Annotated in this window: 19 protein-coding genes and 2 pseudogenes; 8 read left to right on the top strand and 13 right to left on the bottom strand. The window is 61.7% G+C overall.

What is annotated here, in order from left to right; genetic code table 11:
• Positions 1-128 precede the first annotated feature (128 nt).
• Positions 129-2,147, bottom strand: coding sequence for a mechanosensitive ion channel (locus M3461_09880; GenBank protein ID MDQ3774645.1), 2,019 nt, complete (start codon positions 2,145-2,147; stop codon positions 129-131).
• Positions 2,144-3,451: a hypothetical protein gene (locus tag M3461_09875; protein MDQ3774644.1), complete on the bottom strand. Its 1,308-nt coding sequence runs from the start codon at positions 3,449-3,451 to the stop codon at positions 2,144-2,146. The genes M3461_09880 and M3461_09875 overlap by 4 nt, the downstream gene beginning before the upstream one ends.
• A gap of 456 nt (positions 3,452-3,907) precedes the next feature.
• On the opposite strand from M3461_09875, the gene M3461_09870 reads away from it, so the two are divergent.
• From M3461_09870 to M3461_09835, 8 genes and pseudogenes are all read left to right on the top strand, one after another.
• The gene (locus M3461_09870; GenBank protein MDQ3774643.1) at positions 3,908-4,558 is read left to right on the top strand and encodes a hypothetical protein; all 651 of its coding nucleotides are present in this window, start codon (positions 3,908-3,910) and stop codon (positions 4,556-4,558) included.
• Positions 4,559-4,644: 86 nt separating this feature from the next.
• Positions 4,645-4,938 carry a DUF4398 domain-containing protein gene (locus M3461_09865; GenBank protein ID MDQ3774642.1) on the top strand — a complete coding sequence of 98 codons (294 nt, stop codon included), beginning with the start codon at positions 4,645-4,647 and terminating at the stop codon, positions 4,936-4,938.
• Positions 4,939-4,970: 32 nt separating this feature from the next.
• A complete protein-coding gene (locus tag M3461_09860; protein ID MDQ3774641.1) occupies positions 4,971-5,792 on the top strand; it encodes an OmpA family protein in 822 nt (273 codons plus the stop codon).
• Between the two features lie 39 nt (positions 5,793-5,831).
• Positions 5,832-5,963 carry a DUF3096 domain-containing protein gene (locus M3461_09855; protein ID MDQ3774640.1) on the top strand — a complete coding sequence of 44 codons (132 nt, stop codon included), beginning with the start codon at positions 5,832-5,834 and terminating at the stop codon, positions 5,961-5,963.
• A gap of 15 nt (positions 5,964-5,978) precedes the next feature.
• Positions 5,979-6,272 carry a ChaB family protein gene (locus tag M3461_09850; protein ID MDQ3774639.1) on the top strand — a complete coding sequence of 98 codons (294 nt, stop codon included), beginning with the start codon at positions 5,979-5,981 and terminating at the stop codon, positions 6,270-6,272.
• Positions 6,273-6,484: 212 nt separating this feature from the next.
• Positions 6,485-6,757 carry a hypothetical protein gene (locus M3461_09845; protein ID MDQ3774638.1) on the top strand — a complete coding sequence of 91 codons (273 nt, stop codon included), beginning with the start codon at positions 6,485-6,487 and terminating at the stop codon, positions 6,755-6,757.
• A gap of 23 nt (positions 6,758-6,780) precedes the next feature.
• On the top strand, positions 6,781-7,248 hold the full coding sequence (locus M3461_09840; protein MDQ3774637.1) for a CreA family protein: 468 nt from the start codon (positions 6,781-6,783) through the stop codon (positions 7,246-7,248).
• 11 nt (positions 7,249-7,259) lie between these two features.
• Positions 7,260-8,315: pseudogene (locus tag M3461_09835) on the top strand (lipid A deacylase LpxR family protein).
• Positions 8,316-8,324: 9 nt separating this feature from the next.
• On the opposite strand, the gene M3461_09830 reads toward M3461_09835, so the two are convergent.
• The 11 genes and pseudogenes from M3461_09830 to M3461_09780 all read right to left on the bottom strand — a co-directional run bounded on the left by M3461_09830 (position 8,325) and on the right by M3461_09780 (position 15,241).
• Positions 8,325-9,422 carry a putative zinc-binding metallopeptidase gene (locus tag M3461_09830; GenBank protein ID MDQ3774636.1) on the bottom strand — a complete coding sequence of 366 codons (1,098 nt, stop codon included), beginning with the start codon at positions 9,420-9,422 and terminating at the stop codon, positions 8,325-8,327.
• Positions 9,423-10,033: 611 nt separating this feature from the next.
• Positions 10,034-11,305: an MgtC/SapB family protein gene (locus M3461_09825; protein MDQ3774635.1), complete on the bottom strand. Its 1,272-nt coding sequence runs from the start codon at positions 11,303-11,305 to the stop codon at positions 10,034-10,036.
• A 32-nt stretch (positions 11,306-11,337) separates the two neighbouring features.
• Positions 11,338-11,538, bottom strand: coding sequence for a hypothetical protein (locus M3461_09820; protein ID MDQ3774634.1), 201 nt, complete (start codon positions 11,536-11,538; stop codon positions 11,338-11,340).
• A gap of 201 nt (positions 11,539-11,739) precedes the next feature.
• On the bottom strand, positions 11,740-12,177 hold the full coding sequence (locus tag M3461_09815; GenBank protein MDQ3774633.1) for a PA2169 family four-helix-bundle protein: 438 nt from the start codon (positions 12,175-12,177) through the stop codon (positions 11,740-11,742).
• 41 nt (positions 12,178-12,218) lie between these two features.
• Positions 12,219-12,452 (bottom strand): hypothetical protein, encoded by a 234-nt coding sequence (locus M3461_09810; GenBank protein MDQ3774632.1) that lies wholly within the window; start codon positions 12,450-12,452, stop codon positions 12,219-12,221.
• A gap of 167 nt (positions 12,453-12,619) precedes the next feature.
• The gene (locus M3461_09805; GenBank protein ID MDQ3774631.1) at positions 12,620-13,018 is read right to left on the bottom strand and encodes a rhodanese-like domain-containing protein; all 399 of its coding nucleotides are present in this window, start codon (positions 13,016-13,018) and stop codon (positions 12,620-12,622) included.
• 60 nt (positions 13,019-13,078) lie between these two features.
• A pseudogene (locus M3461_09800) lies at positions 13,079-13,472 on the bottom strand (PA2169 family four-helix-bundle protein).
• A 125-nt stretch (positions 13,473-13,597) separates the two neighbouring features.
• Positions 13,598-13,756 (bottom strand): DUF3309 domain-containing protein, encoded by a 159-nt coding sequence (locus M3461_09795; protein MDQ3774630.1) that lies wholly within the window; start codon positions 13,754-13,756, stop codon positions 13,598-13,600.
• A gap of 246 nt (positions 13,757-14,002) precedes the next feature.
• A complete protein-coding gene (locus M3461_09790) occupies positions 14,003-14,203 on the bottom strand; it encodes a CsbD family protein (GenBank protein ID MDQ3774629.1) in 201 nt (66 codons plus the stop codon).
• Positions 14,204-14,606: 403 nt separating this feature from the next.
• Positions 14,607-15,107: a hypothetical protein gene (locus tag M3461_09785; GenBank protein ID MDQ3774628.1), complete on the bottom strand. Its 501-nt coding sequence runs from the start codon at positions 15,105-15,107 to the stop codon at positions 14,607-14,609.
• The gene (locus tag M3461_09780; GenBank protein MDQ3774627.1) at positions 15,104-15,241 is read right to left on the bottom strand and encodes a hypothetical protein; all 138 of its coding nucleotides are present in this window, start codon (positions 15,239-15,241) and stop codon (positions 15,104-15,106) included. The genes M3461_09785 and M3461_09780 overlap by 4 nt, the downstream gene beginning before the upstream one ends.
• Between the last annotated feature and the right edge of the window lie 732 nt (positions 15,242-15,973).

Below are 15,973 nucleotides of genomic sequence, written 5' to 3'. Positions count from 1 at the left end.
GGGATGATCCCCTCAAAAAGGCCGATCTAGATCCCTGATGCTGCTCCAAAATCGGCCTGGATAGTGAAATCCCTTGTAACATGCCGCGGCAGTATAGGCTTTCATCACAATTTTTAGAGGCTCCCATATCAAGCCGCCGCCGCAGGAATTCGGATCCGGAGATCGTGCTCGCGAAACGCCTCATGGAGGGCAATGTCCAGTGCATGCATCAAGGGCATGCGGTGCTCGAGGTCCTTCACAAACACCCGCAGCTCGAAGCTCAGCATGCTCTCGCCGACCCCCATGAAATAGACCGTAGGCTCCGGATCCTTCAGGACTTGCGGCAGCGATTTGGCGGTGTTCAGGATCAGCTTCTGGGCAAGTGCGAGGTCCGCGCCCGCCGCGACGCCGATCGTGCGTACGATGAGGGTCATGGGGTCGAGGCTCCAGTTGACCAACTGCTCGGTAATAAACGTCTTGTTCGGCACAATCAATGCCCGCCGGTCCCCGTCGATGAGGGTGGTCGTGCGCATGCGGATGCGCGAGACGGTGCCGCTGGTATCGCGGATGGTCACGGTATCACCCACTCGGATCGGTCGCTCCAACAAGATGATCAGGCCGGAGATGAAATTCGCGAAGATCTCCTGCAGGCCAAAGCCCAAGCCCACGCCCAGCCCCGCGACCACCCATTGAACCTGCGACCAACTCCCTCCGAAGGCGTTGAAGACACCGGAGATCCCGGCCGTGACGATGACGTAGCGCAGCACCTGGGTGATCGCGTAACGGCTCCCCGCATCGATCGACAGGCGTCGCAGGACGGCGATCTCCAAGACGCCTGGGAGATTGCGCGCCGCGGCCACCGTGACCACGCCGACGAGGAGCGCCAGCAAAAGATTAGCCAGCGTGACGGGCCGCTGTTGCTCTTGGCCCTCGACCACCACGGTGTACTGCCAGAGGGTGACGTGGTCGAGGATCGCGAGCGCCGGCAATACCTGCACCCAGATAAACCACAGACCCAGGACCACGGACAGTGCGATCACGATGCGGGTGAGGTGCCGGGTCTGCTCGGTGATGGTCGGCAGGTCCACCACCGGGATCTCCAAATCGATCGGGGCCTCCGCACCCGAGGCCTGGGCTGCGGCCTGGGCTGCTTGCGCCACCCGAGCCGCCTCCCGCTTTTCTTTCGCCTGGGCAATCGCCAGCTTACGCTGTTCCAGCGTTAGCCAGCGGATCACGAGGTCATGGGTGATGACGCCCCCGATCACCAGCCACACCGTCGCGGCCAGCTGTCCCTCGAGCTGGCGCGCCGTGTAGTAATACCCGACGGCCGCCAAGCCGGCGAGGATGAAGGGTATCCCGGCCCCCAGCGGATACCAGAGATAGCGCAAACGTGCGAGCCAACGCTTTGGATCGCGGTGGAGCTGCTCTGCGAACGCGCCTCCCTTCGGGCTCAGGATCCGCTGGGCGAAGACCGTGAAGGCCATCATGCTGACGATGAATGCCAGGCGGCCGAGGCTGTCCCGGTGGACCTCCGGCGCCTCCCATCCGACCACTGCGGTGACAAACAGGGCTGGCAAGGCCACAGGGATCAGCCACGCCAGGTGTCTGCGCAATACCGTCAAGGCGCTCTCGCGCCAACGAAAATGGTCCTCCGCGACCCCGTCGGGCCGGCACAGGCGATAGAAGGCGATGAAAAAGAACAACGGCAGCGCGATATGGGTCAGTCCGTCACCCACCGCCCGCGGAAAGGCCGAGGTGGCTGCTCCATAGATCCCCTGCAGACGCCACCCGAGCGCGGCTAGAAGCAGCGGCAGAGGCGCGGCCGTCAGGGCGGTCAGCGACAACGCCTGTAGCGTGAGCAGGAAGCGATCGGAGTGGGGGTTGGCCACCTGCGCCGAGATGGCCGCGATCTTTGCCTGCCACCGCCGCTGCGTGCCCAGCAACGCCAGGACGAGCAGGGATAGACTAGCAACGATCAGATCCGACGCCCCGCGGGCGCCGGGTCCGGTGAAGCTCTGCAAGACCTGCAACCAGTGCGTGGGGGAAAACAGCCACAGCGTGGCGCTCCAGAGGTCTTTCCCGGCTTTGACGCCCAAGGGCCGAGCGCTGGGGATCCACAGGAGGCGCTGGTCCAGGAACGCGGCATAGCCCTGAGCGCTGTCGATCAAACGCCGCTCCGCAAAGTCCAGCTCACCGAGCGCGCGCAGGTAACTGGTATATAAGCCTCAGCCAACCGGCCATACATGCCCTGTTGATCATGGAGGAGCTTCTGCAGCTCTGCCTTGATCCGGTCGCGTTCCCCGGGCGGGATCGAGCTATCTACTTCTGCGTCCATCAGCCGTCCTACCCTGGTCGGCACATCCATGGCGGCGCTACGCCGCTCCTCCAACTGCAGGACGCCCAAGCCCACCCGCGCGATCTCCGCTTGTCGGTCCTTGGTGTTCTGGTGATAACGGCGCGTATCCGGAAGCTTGCGCCGTTGCTCGCGCAGGAGCTGCCCGAGCGCCTGGCTGAGGCCCGCGATCTCGATCTTTTGCCGTGCGCCCTTGAAATCCTTTTCGATCTGTTTGGCCTGGGCCTCAACCGCCTTGCTCGCGGCCTGGGTCTGCCCAAAACGGTCCAGCGTGGCTGCCAGCTCTTCGCTCAATGCGGCGTCCTTCTCGATCACGCGGCGGATGGTCGGGTGCTTACCCAAGGCCTCGCGCTCCGCTCGTTCCGCCTCGGTCCGGGCCTCTGCGGCCTCGGCCTTCTGCCGTGCGGCGATGGCGTCACGGAGCGCGCCGAGTTGCCCCTCGACCAGCGGCAACTCGCGCGCAAGCAGCTCGCGCTGCGCCTGCAACAACGCGATGCGGACATCGTAGCTCAATAGCTCCTGCTCCAGCATCGTGATCTCGCTCATGCGTGCCTGCCGATGGGCCTGACGGGCGATCCGTTCGGCCTCTACGATCGACGCCGAGACCCGCGGGCCCGGCGCGCGTTTCAGATCCTCCTCGACACCTTGGAGATCTCGCTGCGCGGCCGTGAGCTCCTCGCGGGCCTTCACCGGTCGATCTCGTTGCCCTTCGAGTTGCTGATCCAGATCGGCAAGCTGATTCTTTGTGGAGCTAAGACGGGTCTCCTCAGTGACCAACTGCCGTTCCAGCTCGGGGATCGGTGCAAGTGCAGTGTCAAGATCGCCCTCTGGGGGCCGTTCGGCAGGGACCTGCGCCAAGAGGGCGCGCAGGCGGCGGGTCTCGCCGGGGGCAGACGCAATCGCCTGTTGATACGAGGCCGCTCGGGTCTCGAGCTCCTGGGCCGTTTCGAGCTGGTGTTGCGTGAGTTGGTAGAGATTGAGCAGTCGAGTTTTTAAGTCGTCCGGAAGGCCCTTCTTCGCCTGGATCTCGGTAAGTTTGGCCTGCACGCCCTCCAAGGTCACGCCTTGTGGTCGCGCCGAAAATACTGGCGGCGCGGCCAGGACCCAGCCGAGGAACATCAGCCAGCAGATTGCAAGGTTGTCTCGCTTGCGTGCGCTTTGGTACTCAGGGGGCATCACAGTCGCTGGGCGCGGCGGGATCAGTTTCCATCCGTCCCATCCGGGCGCAAGGCCTCGAAGATCAACGGGGAGGCATCATTGTATCCCGATCATCGTCAAGGTGGGACCCCGGCGCGCGGCGCTCCGACGCGGTATTGAGTAGAGCGGACCCGGCCGGGGCGGGGACTCTGACGGGGCCCCGTCCTCCCGCACGACCCTCCTTAGGACCGCGCGACGGACCGCGCGACCCGGTGTCTGTACATCTTACCGAATCACCGGTAATCGTTGCTGACGCGCGCCCCTTGGGATGAGGGAGGCGTGTGTTTTAGCCCTTACCAATGAACGCCTTAACATCAAGGCGTGCCTGGCACCCGGGTTGCCCATAGACTTTTATGGGTATTCACGTGAGGCGGTCACATGTTCAATAGAGATCCTATCGCGGTCACCGAGACAGAGACCTCCAAGCCTGGCCTAAGCCTATTCGGCAGTTTGACGACTGACGTGGTGGTGCTGGGAGGGACGCTTGGGCTGGCGTTTGTGGGGGTGGCCATTACCTTTGTCAATAGGGACCTGAGCTACCTGTATTGGTTTACGATGATCCCCGTGTTCGGCACCCTCTGTTTCTTTGCTCAGTGGTCGCATCGCCGGGGTACCGAGGTAAAATGGACCAGATTATTCCTCACCGAGTTACTCCACTGGGGCGGGCTCCTGCTCGCCGTGGTGTTGCTTTACACGCTGCTGAGCGCCGGCAAGATACCGCGCGACACCACCGGTATGGTAATCATGCTCTTGTTTGCGCTCGTGACCTTTCTCTATGGGGTACACCTGGATCGGCGATTCTTGGGGGTAGGGATCTTTCTCGGGCTCAGCTATGTGGTCATGATGTACCTGGCGGCGTACATCTGGGTCCTGCTGCTCGTCGTCGCGCTCGCGGTGTCCGTTGCGATCTTCCTGGTGAAGCGAGTCTATTCGCAGCAGGCCGCGACCAGTCCGGCGACCCGCGACGTACCGGGCACCGCAGGCGTTACCAGCGACACGACGCAAGAAATCGGAGATGTACATTCATGAAGACGATAGCAATGATTCGGCGAGCCGTTCCGATGTCCTTCTGCGGGATGCTGATCGCGGTTGGGGGCTGTGCGGGGGCGCCATCCATGGATACCGTTTCGCCCGCGGAGATTGCCGTCAATCGGGCCATCGAGGCAAAGGCCGGGGAGTACGCACCGCTCGAGCTGCGTCAGGCGCAGGAAAACCTCGATGCCGCCAGACAGGCGATCAACGACGAGGAGTACGAGGAGGCCCATCGGTTGGCCGAGGCGGCGCGCGAGGATGCGCGGTTGGCTGAGGTCAAAGCACAATCCGAGACTGCCCGGGAACAGGCACGAGAGATCCAGTCCACAATCGAAACGTTGCGCCAAGAGGCCGAGCAGCGGGATCCCGCTAGGTAACGGACCCGGCGCATCTATCGGAGGCTAAGTCCATGGCAAACTATATTTCTATTCAATCGAGGCGAGCCCTGGCCCTGGGTCTCATTTCCTTGTGCGCCGCCTGTGCCGGTCCCAACCTGGCGTTGCAGCAGGCGCAACAAGAGTATGCCGCTGCCCGGCAAGACCCGGAGGTGGCTAAGAACGCCTCGGTGGTGCTGCACGAGGCGGAGCAGGCCCTCGACCAGGCCGAGCAGGCCGGCGGCACGGAAGCAGACGTCGAGCACCATGCCTACATCGCACGCAAGCGAGTCGAGACCGCGCGCGCGGAGGCAGAGCGGAAGATCTCCGAAGCAAAGGCCGAGCAGCTCCTCAAGGAACGCGAGCAGGTGGTTCTGGAGGCTCGGACGCGCCAGGCGAAAGACGCGACCGCCCGCGCCGAGGTTTTAGCGCAGGAGCTGGCCGCGCTCCAGGCTGAGAAGACCGATCGCGGTTACGTGATCACCCTCGGCGACGTGCTATTCGAATATGACAAGGCCAATCTCAAGCCCGGGGCCCAGCAGAACCTGTATCGCTTGGTCATGTTCCTCAAGGAACACCCGGATCAGGCCGTAGTCATCGAGGGACATACCGACAGCAAGGGCTCGGATACCTATAATTCAGACCTCTCGCAACGTCGTGCCCAGGCGGTCCAGGGCTTTCTGCTCAGCAATGGGATCGGTGGCGAGCGGATTGCTGCACGCGGTTATGGTGAGGCCTATCCGGTCGCTTCGAACGACACCATGGCCGGCCGCCAGCAAAATCGCCGCGTGGAGATCGTGGTCGCTGAGCATCCCCCGCAGGTCGGCCACCAGGTCGACATTTTCCGAGAGCCATAACTTGCCATTCGGTTTGTCACATTGGAGAGGAGCTTGTTCATGTATAGGTCCATTGAGCCAATACTCGCCCTTGTGATCGGGATTCTGATCTTGATCGTGCCCGGGTTTTTAAACTATCTGGTAGCCATCTATTTGATCGTCATAGGTATCCTAGGCCTGATGCCCAAGTAACAGGGCGCAGCAGCAATGAGCTACGAAGAACTGCCCGATCTCCCTGCAGACCTTCGGGCTGAGCTTCCTCGGCGTGCGCAAGAGATCTACCAAGCCGCGTATAATCGCGTCTACGAGACATCCATGGCGTCGGGAGAGGATCATGACGCGCAATCGATCGCCGAGAAAGCCCATAAGGCGGCTCTGCTCGCGGTTGAGATGGAATATCAGAAGGACGAGCAAAACCGTTGGCGGCGAGCGCCGATAAGCGAGGACATGGACAAGCTTCCAGGCGAGCGAGCGGTGAGCGGGCGCTCGAAGGGGCATTGATTATGATAGGCGATGTCCGTACACATGGGTTGAAACGCAAGCAACGACTGCTGCGCCGGGCAATGCGGAAGCTGAAGCGGTGGGGAGAGGAACCGGCGGATGCCGACTCTGACATCGCCCCGCTACTGGAGTGCTATCGATATACCTGCGATAAGGGTAATGGAATTCCGTGTCTTCTGTACCGTAGGATTGCATGACCGCTAAGCGGGCGAATGCCGCACTTCGAGGGCGGTGGCGTCGACTACCGTCCGCGGCTCGGTTTCGTGTATTTCGTGCACGTCGATGTCGGCCCGGTGCTGGGAGAGGTCGCGCTCGCCGACGGGCGCAGTGGCCCTGCGAGCGGTACGCGTCGCAGACGTCGAGACGGCACCACCAAGGTCTCTCGGGGCCATTACCAACCAGTGCCCATACCAGTGAGATTGGCCGGGCGGCGGGCGCGTATGCCCCGGGTGGCACCGGTGTTGCCAGGCGGCGAGCTTTATTGATTTCTTTGATGTCGGAGTTACGTATGAAAATAGCATGTTTCATAGGCTTGGCGATGCTCATCGTAGGGCAGGCGCACGCTGAAGAGATCGGGTGTATCTCGACTACCTTCCGATTCCTAGGCGCCAACGATAAGGTCTGTGTCGAAGCCTTCGATGACCCTGAGATCCCGGGGGTGTCTTGTCATATCAGTCAGGCCAGAACCGGTGGCATCAAAGGACCACTTGGTTTGGCCGAAGACCCCTCCCGGTTCGGGGTTTCTTGCCGTCAAACCGGTCCCATCGCGGTGACGGAGAAGATATCGGAGGAACGAGAGGTCTTCAGTGCCAATACCTCCATCTTGTTCAAAGAGACGCAGGTCCACCGCCTGTACGATCGTAAACGCAACGCCCTCGTGTACATCGCCATCAGTACCAAGATCATCGAGGGATCGCCGATGAGTGCAATCTCGACGGTGCCTATCGTACGCTGGGAGGGCGTAGCGGCACCTTAAAGGGGATTCTCATGTTTGAGACCAGGATCAGCACGTCCTGTAAGGTGAACCTCGGCTTGCCGCTACTCGTAGTCGGTTTGGGCGCCCCCGGCGCCGCAGAGGAGGGCCTGGAGGAGCCAGAGGGAACCTTTAACGTAGTGGTCGAGAACGACAAGTTTGCCGGCACCGACCGCCATTACACCAACGGCCTGCAGTTCTCTTACCTTTCGCCCAGGGACACAGTGCCTGGGTTTTTGAGGGCCTTCGCGGCGGTGCTGCCTGGTATACCCGAAGGTTCCGCCTTGCGGGCGGGTTATGTGCTGGGCCAGAACATCTATACCCCGGACGATACGGCGGCGCGGGAGCCGCTACGCGATCAGCGCCCTTATGCCGGCTGGCTCTATGGCGGTCTCGCCGTGCTGGGGGAGACCGAGGATACGCTGAGCACCTGGGAGCTGGACGTGGGCGTGGTCGGATCGTCGGCGCAGGGTGAGGAGGTCCAGAACGCCTTCCATGATTTGCTAGGAGCGGACGACGCCAACGGCTGGGACAACGAGCTCGATGACTAGCCGGGCGTGGCGCTGATCTACGAACGCAAGTGGCGCAACCTGGCCGAGTTCCGGGAGTCGGGCTTTGGTATCGATCTCACGCCGCACCTGGGCGGAAGCCTCGGTAACGTCGGCACGTATCTCAATACCGGGATCACGCTCCGGTTCGGGAAGGACCTGAGCAATGACTTTGGCCCCCCGCGCATCCGCCCGAGCCTCCCCGGCTCGGGTTTCTTTGTGCCCCGGAACACGTTTGGCTGGTATCTATTCGCCGGCGTGGATGGACGCGCCATCGCCTATAACATCTTTCTCGACGGCAACGCCGACGGCGATAGTCTGAGCGTCGACAAGGAGCCCTTGGTCGCCGACATTCAGGTCGGCGCGGTCGTCACGATCGGGTCGGGTGGCTACAGCTCGCGTATACCCACGTCTACCGCACCCAGGAATTCGAGGAACAGGATCGAGGCGATCGCTTCGGGGCGATCAGCCTCTCCGCCAAGTTTTAAGGCATGCAAACCAAGGCTCACAATACCCATGTAGCAGTAGGAGCTATCTTACGTTGTACGGCTGTGCGGCGCCGCTGACGACGTGGTGGACAAATCCAAGTTTTTCGATCGCCCTCGGCGAGAGCGCGAAGGGGTACATATCCGGCTGCCCCATACTCCGGTTCATGCCGTTGATAGCATACGTTAGCGGCAACCAGCTCGCTATCATCGTCTCGATCGAGTGCGGCCGGTAGGCCGTGACCCCGTCCGGGGCCGCTATCGATGCGCCAGCGGCGCCCTTGGGGGTGATGACTCGCAGCGAGAAGTTCCGTGCGGTCTCCAGGGTATCGACGATGTGCAGGTAGTGCGCCCAGCTCTCCGCCCAGTCTTCCCAGGGGTGCGCGCTGGCGTAGTTGCTCACGAAATGGTCTTGCCAGTCCGCTGGCGGCCCGTTGTTGTAATAGTTTCGGAGCGCCTGAGCATAATCAGACCGCTCGTCGCCGAAAAGCGCGCGCCAGGAATCGAGGTGTTCGGTGGAGCGGATCAGACGTTCCCAGTAGTAATGGCCGCTCTCATGCCGGAAATGGCCGAGCAGCGTACGATAGACCTCGCTCATCTCAAGGCGCGTCCGTTCCCGCACCGCATCGTCGGCTTCCTTGATGTCAAGCGTAATCAAGCCCTGTTCGTGCCCGGTCCTCACCGCGTCGGTTTCTCGAAATTGCGGGTCCGGGCTGGCGAGAAAGGCGAAGGCCAGCCCTCGCTCGGCGTCTTGCTGTTTGTTGATGAGCGGGAGCCCCAGCCCAAGGAGACCATAAATGAGTCTGCGTTTGGCGACTTCGAGCCGCTGCCATAGACCGCGATGCTCCGGCACCGCGAGGTCGGGGATGGTTCGGGTGAACCGGCAGGCCAGGCACAGCGTGTCGCTCTCCTCGGCGGGCACCATCCAGTTACATACGTTCTCCTGACGGTAGTTCCGGCACATGCGGTAAGATCGAGAACCGGCCTCGGGGTCAAGTGCTCGCCAGAGATCACCCCCGAGCGGTTCCAGGGCGCTGAGGACCGCCACCTCGGATAGATAACCGAGGGTGCGTCCGCAGCGCAGGCACTGCACGTTCTCGAAAAAGATCAGTTGCTGGCAGGCTTGGCAAGTGAAGGCTTGCATTGCAATCTCCTCACGGCGATGTGTTGCGACGAGAGTAGGGGGCTCGGGAGCCTTAGCGTACATTCCCTTGTCAGGCCCCGCAACGTCCCGCACGGCGCGCAGCAAGACACCACCCAATCGGTTCCATCCGGTACGATCTACAAGCAGCTCGCAATTTTTACGGATGCCGGCGAGTGCGACGTCTGCATCAACGTGCAATTGGCGTTGCTATGTCATTGTAATTACAAATATATCCACAGCCTCCGGCGCTGGCGCGGACCTTGACTCGACAAACTATATATCGAGGCGGATACCTCCGCCCAGTAAGGTCTTTATGAGAGGCGATTACCATGAACCTAAATCACATCGACGACCGGTGGCGGCAGTGCCACTGGGCGGAATGGCGCGAGATTAAGAAGAGGTGGAACCAGGTACGCAAAACCGGGGAGGAGCCTAATCAGCAGTCTGAACGGGTAAGGGGCGCAGGGCTTGAAAGGCGCGCCCAGATCTCTCCTTCCAGTGGAACCGGATGCAACTCTACAACCTTCGGCTCTTAACAAGATTTCGGAACGGTTGTTCCTGTCGTCGCGACTCGCGGTAGATCTCATTCGGCCGCGCCGCTACACCGCTGCTCATACTGAAGTAGTCAAACACCATACCGCCAGCAGGCCGCCGGCGGAGGCCGCGAGGAGCGGTACGCCGACCCGCAGCCCGAGCTGCCTCCCGCCGATGCCGGCGGCCATCGCGCTTTTGAGGAGGCTGTTGGCGGCGGCCGCGGTCACCAGGACGGCGACGCCCGGCGCGAGATCTCCCCGGCTCATGCGGGCGAGCGAGAGGGTGATGGCATCCACTTCCGCCACGCCGGAAGCGCCCGCGAGCATCAGGACACCCGCCTCCCCCAGCCAGGCCTTGAGGGCTTCACCCAAGATCATGATCACCGCGAGCAGGGCACCGAAGCCGAGCGCCACCCTTAGCTCCAGCGGGTTCTCCAAGGGTGCAGCCGCGCGCGTCTCTTCCTTTCCTGCGGCAGACCGCCAGTAGCATAACGCCGTGCCGTAGACCAGCGCGGCCATGACGGCCGCAGCCACCCACAAGCGCTGCAACAACTGAGCGTTGATCAGTCCTGCGATCAGCAACATCCGCGGATACATGGTGCCACAGGCGAGCAAGATCCCGGTGGCCAGCACGGGGGTCGCATCGGGTTCTCGGCGTGCCATCCGCGAGAAGTGCAGGGTCAAGGCCGTGGACGAGGCTACACCGGCGCACAAGCCCGCGATCATCATCACGCCCTTGCGGGCGCCCGCGAGCTTGATGGCGAAATAACCGGCGAAGGAGATGCCCGCGATCAATACCACCATCCACCAGATCTGGTAGGGATTCAGGGCCTGCCAGGGACCATAGCCCCGGTCGGGGAGGATCGGCAGGAGCACCACCGAGATCAAGAGCAGCTTGAGCCCGGCGCGCCGCAGCTCCTTTCTCTCCAGCGCGCTCACCCAGCGGTGCAGCACCGGCTTGAAGCTCAGCAATAGGGTCGTGACCACCGCGGAGGCGGCGGCGACGGCCACCTGGCCGAGTGCGGCCAGCGCACCGAATGCGAACGTCAGAAGCCCCGCGACTAGGCTGGTGATGCCCGCGTCGTCGTCGCGCTCTACATTGATCGCATAGGCCGCGGTCAGCACCCCCGCCAGGGCCAGGAAGGCCAAGGCCAGGGGTAGTGGGCCGAGACGCTCGGCGACTAGGGCCATGCCCCCGCCCAAAAGCCCGATGAGACCGTAGGTGCGCACCCCGGCGACGCGTTCGCCCTCCCGGGCCTCGCGCTCTTTCCAACCGCGCTCCACCCCGATCAGGAGGCCGATGGCCAAGGCCACGCTCAAGCGTAAGAAAGCCCGTTGCTCGTCTTCCATTGGCCTTGGCCTCTGCTGCCTCGAGATCGTTCCTAGCCGATCTGTGTGTCCTCACGCTTGGTCCGTTCCATCGCCTCCGGCTCCACCTCCTCGGCATGCTTGTTAAACCAGATAAAGAGGCCCCATCCCGCCAACAACACAGCGACGGCGATGCCGATCGCCGAGGCCGCGGGTAGTTGCGCCGGGTCATCGTGGACGAGCCCAAATACCACGACCAAGAGCTCGATGCTCAACGATACGACGACAACGGATCATGAAGCGCGAGAGGAAGCGGCGCACTCGCGTGGGCGTGCTCGTGTGGGTCTTCCGTTGGATCTCTTCTTCGAGGACCGTCTGGCCCAGCTCCAGCGAGGCGGTCGCGATGCGAGTGTCCACCCCGGCGGGCGCGCAGCAATACGTATCCGGAATCCCCGGACCGGAGCGGACCCGTTTGGTTAGAGCCCTTGCATGAGGTCCTCGAGCACTTGCACGTGAGCCTGCGCTCGCCGCAGCAGGTTATTCTCAATCAAGCTCTTGACCTCCGATGACACGTCCGCCTCTTGCGCTGCCTCCCGGTAGTCCTTCGCGCCACTCTCCTCGCCCTCGCGTAAGGCCTTGAGTGCGGCCTTTTCGCCGAGAAGTTCTGCGCTTCCCATGACAAGCTTGGCCCACGAGCCCCATACGCCGGAGTCGGGTACCGGCTCTCCCCCTAGCTGTTCCACCTGGGTCTCGAGGATGCGCACCGCATCTTCATGGTCCCGATAAAGAGTATCCAGCTCCTGGAACGCCGCCACCTGTCCGAAGTCCTGCCGGAACCTGTCGAGCGCTTGTCGATAGGTCTCTACCGATGACAGCTCGTTCCTGAGCAGTCGATTAACTGTGTCTGATTCCATCTTGGACTCCCCTATCCTCGACCTTCCCTCCGGAGCGTAACTCAGGCCCGATCGCGCAGCCCGCCGATCCCGACCTGGTGCGCGCAGTGGGCACAACAGTAGAAGTTACCCTCCGCTTCCACCCCGTGGCCGACGATCTTGCAGCCGCAATGCGCGCAGGTGGGTGCGAGCGCATGAATGGCGCATTCAAAGCTGTCAAAGGTGTGGGTCTGGCCGGCCAGCCGAACTTCAAAGGCCTTGTCGTAGTCATTGCCGCACAGATCGCATCGAGCCATGGGATAACCCTCCGATTACATCGGTAGGAGATAACGTACCAGGATTTACCTTCGCTTCGCCTAATAACTTTTGCCGACCCGCCCCATCCGAGACATTGCGCTGGGCGAGGTGTCCGAGCTCAAAACGGAGCCTCCATGAGCAGTTGAATGCGGGCCCGCCTCGCCGCTCACGATAGCGGTGGCAGCGTAGGCGCGTCTTCTATCGAAGGCGACGAAGCGATCGAGTATCCGCCTTGTTGCCAGTCGCTCAAACCCCCGGCGTAGTCAAACACCCTTCGAAAGCCGCGAGTCACCAGCGCTGCCGCGACGTTGTCCGAGGCGGAGCAATCGGGAGAGGCGCAGTAGACGATGATCTCCTTGTCCTTGGCAAAGCGCCGCTCGAACACGTCTTCATTACCGTGCGGGATATTGATCGAGCCCGGTATGTGCGCCATTGCAAATGCTCCTTCGCCGAGGACGTTAACGAGCGCAAAGCCTCGGTGCCGGTCCTTGTTATTGAGGCTGTGCGCTGCCATTCGTTGCTCGAGATCGTCTCGATCGATGGTGGAAAACTGCTGTTTAAACATGATAGGCACCACGTTCCCAGTGCGCTTCGCCGGCAGGGGGGAGCCGCGTGACGCTACCGCTTAAGCCGCGGCACTAAAGCTATCGCGCAAGCCGCGCACGAGGTCATGGTTGGCGATCGCTCCTTGATATTGCCGCTCGATCAGCTTGCGAACATCACTAGGGAGATCCTGCGCCAAGGCGTCCTTGTATGCCACGACTGCCATGTCCTCGCCGCGTTCACATTCGGCAAGCACGGCCGCCTCGTCCTTGCTGGTGATCACGGTTTTGACGTTCAGCCAACGACGGTGCAACGCGCCCCTCTGCAGACTTCGCGCAGTGTTGCGAACGCTCCATAAACACGCCCTTGAGCTCAGCGTTCCGAACGTTCTCGGCACAGGTGCGAAATCCTTCTTCGCCATCCTTGCAGGTTTCAATGAGGTCGTTTAGCGTTGAAATCACGTCGCGAGTGTTCATAACAGGATCCTCGTCTCGTCGTACAAGGTTTAAACGACGCAAGGCGGTCACCGCCCTGCGGTAGCCCCACACGGCCATGGCCTTGCAATGGCTGGCCGGTTTGCGCGGTCTCGACCCGTTTTGCGCTAGATCCTGCCCAAGAGCAATAGGATAAGCACGACGACCAACACAACACCCAAGAGTCCGCTCGGGCCATAGCCCCATGCGCTGCTATACGGCCAGGTCGGCGCGGCCCCGATCAGGAGCACGATCAGTACGATCAACAGTATGGTTCCCAATGACATCGCTTTTCTCCTAGTTCAATGATTCCGATGTTTCTAATTCACTTCTGTATGCCACATCCGCAACTGTACACTTCTGTGTGCCACATCCGCAACCGATAACCATTGGGCGCTACGCACCCTCGCCCAATTGCAGTGGCGCAGCACGAAGATCAGCAAGCAAGAACCTGCGGGATCGGCGTGCCGCTCTCCAGGACCGCGGGAGCGGACTCGGAGAGCGGCAGCGAGCCTGACGCTGATCCGCAACGCTTAGGACAACTCTCTAGCCCACTTGTCTGCCTCCTGCTCCGCCCTTTCCTTCGTATAGCCATACGTCTTCTGCAACCGGCCTACGAGCTCCTGGCGCTTCCCTTGGATGATATCCAGCTCATCGTCGGTAAGGTCACCCCAGACCTGCTGGGCTTTGCCTTTGAACTGCTTCCAATTACCCTCTACTTGGTCCCAATTCATGGTCCGTCCTCCTGTGTTCGAAATGGTTGGTGATGTGCGGGTCCCCGGCCGCAGCCGGACGCTCCCTATCCGGGTCAAGTTGCGTGCCCGGTCCCGGCCCGCAGTGTATTGCGCTTATTCTTCAATGAGATAAGTCAGTCGCTGGCGCGACTACTGGGCTGAGCTACCGGCCGAAGCGGTAAAAAAAGCCGGTTCACCTGCAAACTTTACCGGAGCTTTACCGGCAACACCCGGGTTTGTGCGCCCATTCGCGCGGCACTCGAAGCATGCTCAAGGAGATGCGCGAGGCGATCGCCCGGTGCATTACCTCGTGTCGCCCTCGAAGGGAAGAGGAACAGCACGACTTCGTGCTGGGAAGGAAATCGCTCCGATTCCTCAGGAAGACCTCAAGCAATAGACCGGCTCACTCGCGCGCACGCTGTACTCGGCCGCGCCCTTTCGGATCCCCGTTGAACCCGGCCGCCTGCGTTTCTAGAAATGCCTTTTCAAGCACCGCCTTGATCGCGTTCCGCACGCGCCGTGTCTTCATCGCATTGCCACGCCAACCGTCCTGCCGGCTTTCCTGCACTGCCTTGTCGACGAGCAGAGCCAGCTTCTCGTCCTTGCCCAGATTGTTGTAGAGCGCCCGCTTGCCCGCGGTGTTGATCGCCGCCGGGTAGCCGCCCGGCCCACCGCCCGGCTTCGTTGCCTCTTTCGTCAGCCTGGCGATCTTGTCCAGATAGTCCTTGTAGCTCACCATCCCCTTGCGCCGCTGCTCGATCAGGGCATCCAGCAGCTTGGACATCCTCTCGTAGTAAGCCGGGTCCACCGGCGACTCGTTGATGATGAGTTTTCGTACGTTGTTCTCGATGGTCTCGGCGACCGCGTCCTCGCTCTTCTTGATGCCCTTGGGCAAAGCATTCACGGCATCCGCCCGCGCTCGACGATGAGCTGGATCAGGCTCATGTCGTCGAAAGCCGAAATCTTTTCGCCGTCCTCCGCGCGGATGTAGGTGTCGATCAGGTAGCGAGCGTAGGGCGCGTGTCCGCGCCAACTCATTCGCCGACGTCCGATCCCGAAGGGCCGAGCGCACATCGGCATCGGTGAGACGTATGGCGCCAATAGGTGTTGACGGTGAAGAAATAGGTGCCACCCGGCACATAGGCGCGACGGTAATCAGGCGTGGCGGAATCATACCGCCAATGAATGGCGCGGGCACGCGCCCTACGCTGGCTACGCTGGCTTTCGAAATTCTTCGAGCCGCTTCATTAGAGTAGACCCTCCAGTTGCATAAACTTCCACGTGGATCGTCAGGAAAGGGCGTAGAAGACAGGGTTGCAGCGAGTTTGTAGCGTTGCGCTTGACATCACCACCGGTGATATCCAGCCTGGCTCTTCGGGACAATTTGTGGGTGGTTGCGAGCCAGTGAGGGGCAGGGGTGCCTGTGGACTTGTGGATAACATCCCTGTTACCCACAGGGCCCACAGGCCAAGCTGGGGATCTGTGGACAACCTCCCAGTTGCCCACAGATCCGCAGCCCTACAGGAAATGTGATGATAGAACGGCAAGGGGAGCCGGGCGGTTCGGTCTAGGGGAGCATCCCGCTCCGATCTCTGGGAAGATGGCAGTGTGCACAAACCATCGATACCCAGAGGGAGGGGAACGGGATGCAGCTCAAGACTATCCTCAATCGTGTCCAGAAAATCAAATCGTTCGTGTATGGTGCGGTTCGCTGGGTGGAGGGCGCCCCCTCCCCGACTCTGGAAGTGGAACTGCATCCTCGGGCCAATA

The organism is Pseudomonadota bacterium (genome assembly GCA_030860485.1).
Classification (GTDB): domain Bacteria; phylum Pseudomonadota; class Gammaproteobacteria; order JACCXJ01; family JACCXJ01; genus JACCXJ01.
Note: the sequence above shows the minus strand (reverse complement) of the source record. Positions and strands in the feature narration are given on the sequence as shown.